This is a genomic window from Mycetocola sp. (assembly GCF_025464835.1).
In the GTDB taxonomy this organism is placed as follows: Bacteria; Actinomycetota; Actinomycetes; order Actinomycetales; family Microbacteriaceae; genus Mycetocola_A.
Genome location: NZ_JAODMP010000028.1, coordinates 1 through 3,884, shown reverse-complemented (window position 1 = coordinate 3,884; position 3,884 = coordinate 1). Strand labels below are relative to the sequence as shown.

Annotated in this window: 7 protein-coding genes; 4 read left to right on the top strand and 3 right to left on the bottom strand. The window is 64.1% G+C overall.

The genetic code is table 11. The features are described 5' to 3' along the window. The coding region (locus JWP90_RS03835) for a hypothetical protein (RefSeq protein WP_297359885.1) at positions 1-511 on the top strand (511 nt) is incomplete at its 5' end. 248 nt (positions 512-759) lie between these two features. On the opposite strand, the gene JWP90_RS03830 is transcribed toward JWP90_RS03835, so the two are convergent. The 3 genes from JWP90_RS03830 to JWP90_RS03820 form a co-directional block, all read right to left on the bottom strand. Continuing rightward, positions 760-1,026 (bottom strand): hypothetical protein, encoded by a 267-nt coding sequence (locus tag JWP90_RS03830; RefSeq protein ID WP_297359882.1) that lies wholly within the window; start codon positions 1,024-1,026, stop codon positions 760-762. Further along, a complete protein-coding gene (locus JWP90_RS03825) occupies positions 1,027-1,341 on the bottom strand; it encodes a hypothetical protein (protein ID WP_297359880.1) in 315 nt (104 codons plus the stop codon). A 348-nt stretch (positions 1,342-1,689) separates the two neighbouring features. Continuing rightward, positions 1,690-2,058: a hypothetical protein gene (locus JWP90_RS03820; protein ID WP_297359878.1), complete on the bottom strand. Its 369-nt coding sequence runs from the start codon at positions 2,056-2,058 to the stop codon at positions 1,690-1,692. Between the two features lie 30 nt (positions 2,059-2,088). On the opposite strand from JWP90_RS03820, the gene JWP90_RS03815 reads away from it, so the two are divergent. The 3 genes from JWP90_RS03815 to JWP90_RS03805 all read left to right on the top strand — a co-directional run bounded on the left by JWP90_RS03815 (position 2,089) and on the right by JWP90_RS03805 (position 3,720). Continuing rightward, the gene (locus JWP90_RS03815) at positions 2,089-2,700 is read left to right on the top strand and encodes a hypothetical protein (protein ID WP_297359875.1); all 612 of its coding nucleotides are present in this window, start codon (positions 2,089-2,091) and stop codon (positions 2,698-2,700) included. A 118-nt stretch (positions 2,701-2,818) separates the two neighbouring features. Continuing rightward, positions 2,819-3,367 (top strand): hypothetical protein, encoded by a 549-nt coding sequence (locus JWP90_RS03810; RefSeq protein WP_297359873.1) that lies wholly within the window; start codon positions 2,819-2,821, stop codon positions 3,365-3,367. A 35-nt stretch (positions 3,368-3,402) separates the two neighbouring features. Beyond that, positions 3,403-3,720, top strand: coding sequence for a hypothetical protein (locus tag JWP90_RS03805; RefSeq protein WP_297359870.1), 318 nt, complete (start codon positions 3,403-3,405; stop codon positions 3,718-3,720). The last annotated feature ends 164 nt before the right edge of the window (positions 3,721-3,884 follow it).

Here is a 3,884-nt window from a genome sequence, read left to right as displayed (position 1 = left end):
TCAGCGCATTACCCCGAAGGAATTTCTCATGGCCAGGATCAAGAACCGCAACAAGCTCATCGCCATCACGACCGCAGCCCTCCTCGTGGCCGGCGGCGGAAGCGCGGCCTTCGCCTACTGGACCGCGGCTGGTGCTGGCACCGGCTCTACTTCGACCAGCCATTCCAAGTCTTTCGAAATCGTCAGCGCAGGTACGACCGACGCTGCTCTCACTCCAGGTGGCGTCGCTCAGATACACAACTTCACGGTGAAAAACCCCGGCACGGGCCTGCAGAAGCTCTCTTCGGTCGTTGTGTCTGTTGACCCGACGTGGAAGGGCGTTGTCAGCACCACGGGCGGTGCCACTTGTGACGCCAATGACTACGCGGTTAGCGCGCCCACTATCGCCCTTGCCGAAATTGCCGCCGGAGCCAGCGTCTCGGGTTCCTTCACGGTCGCGATGAACAACCTCGACGAGAACCAGGACGCCTGCAAGAACGTTTCCGTGCCGCTGGTCATCACCGCCAGCTGATCGCCTTTTCCCGCTGATGCTCCCGGTGAGCCGCCACGCCGCGGCTGACGTGCTCACCGGGGCGCTCTTCCCCTGATCCATTTCTGAATTCAAGAAGGTCTCATGTCTTCCGCACTCAGCAGCACCTCGTCGCATGGCACCCTCAGCGTCTCCCTGCCTGACCGCGCACTGAGAGCCGGAACCGTAGCAACCACCCTGATCGTGGTTCTCCTCACGACGCTCTTCGCAAACGTCCCGCCGGCATCCGCCTACTGGAAGTCGACCGGCGCCTCCAGCACCAGCGCCCATACCGGAACCCTCCTCGCTCCGACGAATGTCACGGCCGACGTCCCTGCCGCTGGCACTCGAGACGTGGCCGTCACCTGGACCGCCTCCGCCGGGAGCATCAGGCCTTCGGGATACGTCGTGACAAGAACCACCGACGGCAACGTCACGGTCGCCTGTGGATCGACCACGACGACGCTACTGACGACGACGACCTGCACCGACACGAGCGTGCCCGACGGCGTCCACACCTACACGGTGACGGCGGCGTTCCGGTCGTGGACGGCCCGCAGCACCGCGAGTGCACCGGTCACGGTCACGGTGACGACGGCAACCGCGACCAGGCTTGCCTTCCGGACCCCGGCCGTCTCGGGGTCAGCGTCCGATTCCGCCAACCTGGGCCCGAACACCGTGCAACTACAGAACGACTCCGGCACGGCGATGGCGGCGCCCTCGGGCGGGACCGTCGTGACTCTCACCTCCAGCTCCGCAGGGTCGAAGATCTTCGCTTCATCCCTGGGAGGAGGCGCCATCACCTCGATGACGATCCCCGCCGGCTCGTCCACCGCGACATTCTATTACGGCGACACGAAGGCGGGAACGCCAACCCTCACCGTGCAGGCCGGGCTCTTGTCCGCCTCTCAAACGGCTACGGTGGAAGCCACGGCCGGTGTCAAGCTTGCGTTCAGCTCGCCGATGGCCAGTGGCCCGGCATCAAACCGCGGCCGCGCACTGATCGGACCTATCACTCTGCAGCTCCAGGACAGATTCGGCAACCCGGCGTCTGCAACGAGCACCGTTGCAGTCACTCTTTCCTCAGATTCGAAGAATGACCCGGTCTTCTCAGCTGCTTACGGTGGTGCCAGGACAACCACGCTGACGATACTCACCGGCACGACATCCGTCTCTTTCTACTACGGCGACTCCAGAGCAGGCGCGCCGGAGATCACTGCCACCAGCGGAACCATGATTGCGAGGCAGAAGGTCAGTGTCAGCGCACAGAACTCCTGGAACCTCGAGTCGACGACCACCCAAACCTTCACTGTGACGTCTGCACCGGCACCCACATCGACGGAGCCGGTGACACCAGCTCCAACACCCGCTCCGGTCTCTGAACCCGCAGCTGACCCAGCACCTGAACCAGCACCAGCACCAGCACCTGAACCGGCGCCGTCGCCCGTACCGGCGCCGCCCGCCACAACGGAAGAAGCAGCACCCACGCCGGCCCCGGCGGAACCGGCCGCACCCGCTGAGCCGATAGCCGCCGAACCCCTTCTCTCCACGGAACCCTCCTCCGAAAGCGCGGCCTCCTGATGATCTCAACAGCCGATGCTGCCCTGGCGCCCTGCACCGTCCTCGCCACCACGGGCGGATCGATTTCCCCGATGCTCATCCTCGGCGCCGCCGCGCTCGTCGCACTCGGCCTGGTATTCCTCCTGCTCGGCCGCCGTCGCCGCAAGGCGGGGATCGTCGCCGCCGGAGTACTCGTCGCCCTCGCCTTCTTCGGAGCCGGGACCGTCGCTGCACCACCAGCGCAGGCCGCGTCATCACAGTGCGCCGCTGACCCGGCAACCGGAATGTCGGTCAGCGTTGAACAGACATCCACCGTGGTGGGCATGGCGCCGGGCGTCGCGCCTGCACCCATCGAGGGCATCGTGACAAACACAGGCGCGGTGGCTCTCCACATCGAGTCCGTCGGTGTCCGCATCGTTTCCGTATCGAAAGCGGCACGTGCCGTCGAAGGTAGCTGCGACGCCACCGACTACATCCTCCCGACGCCAGACATGACGGTCGACCGCACGCTCACAAGCGGCCAGACGACGACCTTCGCAGGCGCAGCGATCGGCTTCAGCAACAAGCCCGTCACCCAGAATGCCTGCAAGGAAGCAACCGTGCACCTGGCATATGACGTGACGGTTCGATAACGGCATCTGACTAGCCGATACTGACACCCGAACCGTAATGTTGCGGCTCTCCCCAAGCTGAATCCTCCGGCGTATCATCTGCGCTGAGAGGTCCGAACGCAAGGAGAAGTGGACCGCAATGAAGCGTTCCTTCGCACTCTTGATCAGCATGCTCTTCGGCGCAGTCTTTCTTGTGTCGACCGGCCCTGCAGCAGCCGCCGCTCCATACTGCGGCATCACCTGGGGCTCGCTTCCCGAGAGCCATCTCGTCGGATCCGAAAATGCATCGATCGCGAAGGTACGGAGCGGACAGCATCCGTGCTTTGACCGGCTCGTCATCGATGTCCATGGCGATGTGGCGGGATATGACGTCCGATACGTGAGTCCCCTCTATGAGGACCCGACCGGAGCCATCATTCCGCTGCGCGGAGCAGCCGACCTGCAGGTGCTCGCGACCGCACCGAACGGCGGACCGGGCATGCCGGCTCCATACGTTCCAGGCGACAAGCGGGAACTTGCCGACGTGACGGGGTACTCGACGTTCCGTCAGGTGGCGTTCGCCGGCAGCTTCGAAGGCCAGACCAGGTTCGGGCTTGGGGTCCGTGCCCGCCTGCCGTTCCGCGCCTTTGTTCTAGACGGGCCTGACACCGGAAGCCGCCTCGTGGTCGACGTCGCACATCACTGGTAGTCATCGGTCCGGATTGCTCCGGACCAGGCGATCGAATGGAAGCTTCCCACAAGGAACTCGAACTTCGAAGTCAGCTCGACGCGGATGTGTATGAACCGATCGACATGGAGACCGCTCGCCGGTCGGTCAGCCAGGCGACATGTTTCACGCGGGTATGCGATCCCGAAACGGGCGCGGCCGTGTCAGGGGGCACAAAGAAGTACACACCGGCCACGAGGATGAGAGAGCTCCGCAGCTACCGCGACCATCGATTCCCGGCTTACAGCCGGGCGGCCGTGTTCTGCGACGACGACCATACCTACGACCATCCGTTCGGCGGGCCGACCCGACTCGACAACGGCGCTAGTTCTTAGTACGATCTTTCGGCGGCATTCTCGAGTCTCGTGATCGCTGCGGACGCACTCGTGCCAACCTTCTGCGTAGCGTCCGTGATTTCTTGGAGAGACACCTCATCGGAGAGCACCGAGGCAGTCAATCGTTCTTTGTCTATTAGACGCAAATGCATGGCCGGGGTGTC

What these genes read in the sequence shown, in the direction of transcription:
- JWP90_RS03815 (WP_297359875.1), top strand. Translation starts at nt 2,089, where the DNA reads ATGATCTCAACAGCCGATGCTGCCCTGGCGCCCTGCACCGTCCTCGCC.
- JWP90_RS03810 (WP_297359873.1), top strand. Translation starts at nt 2,819, where the DNA reads ATGAAGCGTTCCTTCGCACTCTTGATCAGCATGCTCTTCGGCGCAGTC.
- JWP90_RS03805 (WP_297359870.1), top strand. Translation starts at nt 3,403, where the DNA reads ATGGAAGCTTCCCACAAGGAACTCGAACTTCGAAGTCAGCTCGACGCG.